General features: G+C 75.1%; 4 protein-coding genes. 2 read left to right on the top strand and 2 right to left on the bottom strand.

Annotation, left to right across the window (positions count from 1 at the left end; translation table 11 throughout):
* Positions 1 to 44: 44 nt before the first annotated feature.
* A complete protein-coding gene (locus tag ACFV4N_RS42500; protein ID WP_499678366.1) occupies positions 45 to 644 on the bottom strand; it encodes a DedA family protein in 600 nt (199 codons plus the stop codon).
* Positions 645 to 729: 85 nt separating this feature from the next.
* Here ACFV4N_RS42500 and ACFV4N_RS42495 point away from each other — a divergent pair, with 85 nt between their 5' ends.
* Entirely contained in the window at positions 730 to 1,515 is a 786-nt protein-coding gene (locus ACFV4N_RS42495) for a hypothetical protein (RefSeq protein ID WP_499678365.1), read from the top strand.
* A 13-nt stretch (positions 1,516 to 1,528) separates the two neighbouring features.
* Here the strand turns inward: ACFV4N_RS42495 and ACFV4N_RS42490 are convergent, their stop codons facing one another.
* Positions 1,529 to 2,305, bottom strand: a complete 777-nt coding sequence (locus tag ACFV4N_RS42490; protein WP_499678364.1) for a hypothetical protein — start codon at positions 2,303 to 2,305, stop codon at positions 1,529 to 1,531.
* Between the two features lie 158 nt (positions 2,306 to 2,463).
* Between ACFV4N_RS42490 and ACFV4N_RS42485 the strand changes: the two genes are divergently transcribed.
* A partial coding sequence (locus ACFV4N_RS42485) for a VOC family protein (RefSeq protein WP_499678363.1) occupies positions 2,464 to 2,725 on the top strand: 262 nt, incomplete at its 3' end.

Raw genomic sequence — 2,725 nt, 5'->3', positions numbered from 1 at the left:
CAGGGCTCCGGCGGCGCGACCGCGTCACCGTGACCGCGACCGCTTCACCGTGCCCGTGCCCGCGACCGCCACCACGTCGCCGCGACCGCCACCACGACCAGGCCGAGCACGACCTCGCTCGCCAGGCCCAACCGGTGCTCCACCGCCTGGAGGCTCGCGCCCGCGCCGTAACCCAGCAGCGCCACCGCGACCGCCCACAGCAGCCCGCCCGCCGCGTTCCACGGGACGAAGGAGCGCAGCGGCAGCCCGCTCATCCCGGCCAGGCCCGGCACCAGGGCCCGCAGCAGCGCGGTGAACCGGCCCAGGAACACCGCGGGGCCGCCGCGGCGGCGGATCAGCGCCGAGGCCCGCTCGACCGCCGCCGGGCGCACCAGCCGTTCCGGCAGGCGGCGCAGCAGGGCGTGCCCCCAGCGCCTGCCCACGAACCAGCCGGCCAGGTCGCCCAGCACCGCGCCGGCCACGCCGGCGACCAGCACCGCCCACAGCGGCACGCCGCCCGCGTGCGCCACCGCGCCCGCGACCAGCAGCGCCACCTCGCCGGGGAAGACCACCCCGAGCATGGTCGACGCCTCCAGGGCGGGCAGCAGGAACGCCAGGGCGAGCACCAGGGCGGGCGGCAGGGCGCGGAGCGCGTCGAGGACCACCCGACCGATCCTCCGCAGGTCCACAGTGGACTGCAAGCTAACGCGCCGGGCCCGCCGCCGATCCCCAGGGCGAGGGGGTGGACCGATGACCACCGCTGTCCGCATCTCGGCGGGCCCGGCGCGCCTGCTGCCGCCGGTCCTGCCGGTCCTGCTCCTGCTGCTGGCCGTCCTGCTCGCCCCGGTCGCGCCCGGGAGGGAGACCGGCGTCCTCTACCGGGTGGACACCCCGGAGTTCGCCATCGTCGACGGCTTCTCCTGCGCGGGGTCCACGTGCTCGGTCGACGTGGCCGGCCGGGTGCTGACCATCCGGGCGGGGGTGCTCGAACCCTGCCTGGCCACCTACGACGGCCGCCCCGTCGGCTGCCGGCCCGCCACCGAGTACGGCCCGGCCGAGCCGTGGGTCCTGCTCGACTCGCTGGGCGTGCCGCCGGAGCGGGCCCCGAGCGCGCCGTGGTGGCGGGACGCCATCGACCGGCAGTGGGCGCTCTGGTGGATCGGCGGCGCGCTGGTCCTGGCGCTGGTGATGGGGCTCGCGACCGCCCTGTTGTACCGGGGGCCCCGGCTGCCGCACGGTGACCACCTGCGGCACACGGTCCTGACCGGGGTGGCGGCCTGGCTGGCGCCCGCCGCCGCGGTGCTGGTCGCGGAGCCGGAGGGCAAGGGGAGCATGGTGGGGTTCGTGCTGCTCGCCCCGCACGTCGTGCTGTTCCCGGCCGCCGTGGTGATGTGGTGGCAGTACCTGGCCTCCGGCCCGCAGAGCGGTCGGCCGCGCGGCCGGCTGGGCCAGGCGGCGGTGGCCTCGGTGGCCACCGCCCTGTACGCCCTCGGCGGCGTCCTGTGCCTCGCGATGGCGGCGGGGCTGCCGGACTAGCCGACCGGCCCGGTCAGCAGCCGATCCGCTCGGTGCCCAGCGCGATGTCGTCGAACCAGAGGTCGTAGCGGCCCTCGTTGGGCTGGTACAGCTGCCAGCCGATCTTGACCGTGTCGAACCGGGGGAACAGGAAGTCGACCTGGTTGCCGCCGTGGTCGCGGGTGGACACGGTCAGGTCCGGCTTGGCCTTGCCGTCGAACCACAGCTCGACCCGGTTGTCGCCGGCGTCCATCCGCCACTCGACGCACTGCCACCGGCCCGCCTCGGAGGGCGCCGACTCGCGCCAGTTGGTCCAGTCGCCGGTCGGCCCGCCGTCCGCGCCGACGCCCCACAGGGTCTCGTCCAGGGTGGGCACGTACTGGCCGCCCAGCGGGCGGACGACCTCCGGGCCGTCGCCGGTGGCCTCGATGAGCGTGTAGTGCGCCCAGTCGGGTGCGGTGGGGAACGCGGCGACCTTCACCCGCACCCGGCCGTAGAAGCTGTTGCCGGGCGCGGCGAAGCCGTCGACCTTGAGGAACGCCCGGCCGTTGCGCTCGGTCCGCACGTGCAGCACCTTCTGGCCGCGGCGGTCGCGCTCGACCTCCAGCGAGCCGTTCCTGGTGTCCACGCCCCACTTCAGGCTCGTGCCCGCGCCGGTCGGCACGTGCTGGAAGTCTTCGCAGAACAGCAGGTCGGTCTTGGCGCACGTGGTGAGCCGCTGGTGGCCCGTCGGGCCGGAGGCGGCGGCGACCGGCAGGGCGACGACCGACAGCAGGGCGGCGAGGACCGCCGTGGACAACCGTTTCCGCACGTCTGGCTCCTTCTGCGCTGAGGGGGCAGGAGAGGAAGTTAGCCGTTCTGGGAACGCTCCCATACCTCCGGGCGGCGGAACCGGCGTCAGCGAGTGGAGGTAGTCAAACTTGACTAGCTCTGATGGGATGTAGTCAAACTTGACCAGTGGAGGTTGGCATGTCCCTGAACCCGTACGTGATGGTCGACGACGCCCGCGAGTACGGCGAGTTCCTGCGAGCGGCCTTCGACGCCGAGGTGGTCGGCGTCGTGCCGCTGCCCGGGGACCCGGAGCGGGTGGTGCACGCGGAGGCCCGGTTCGCGGGCGGCGCGCTGTTCTTCGCCGACTCCGGGCCCGACGGCGGCCGGTGCCTGCGGTCGCCGGTCGAGCCGGTGCACGTCCAGCTCTGGGCGACCGTGCCGGACGCGGGGACGACGTGGG

The organism is Actinosynnema sp. NPDC059797 (assembly GCF_042732085.1).
Lineage (GTDB): Bacteria > Actinomycetota > Actinomycetes > Mycobacteriales > Pseudonocardiaceae > Actinosynnema.
The sequence above is the reverse complement of the archived record's forward strand: the minus strand, read 5'-3'. Positions and strand labels throughout refer to the sequence as shown.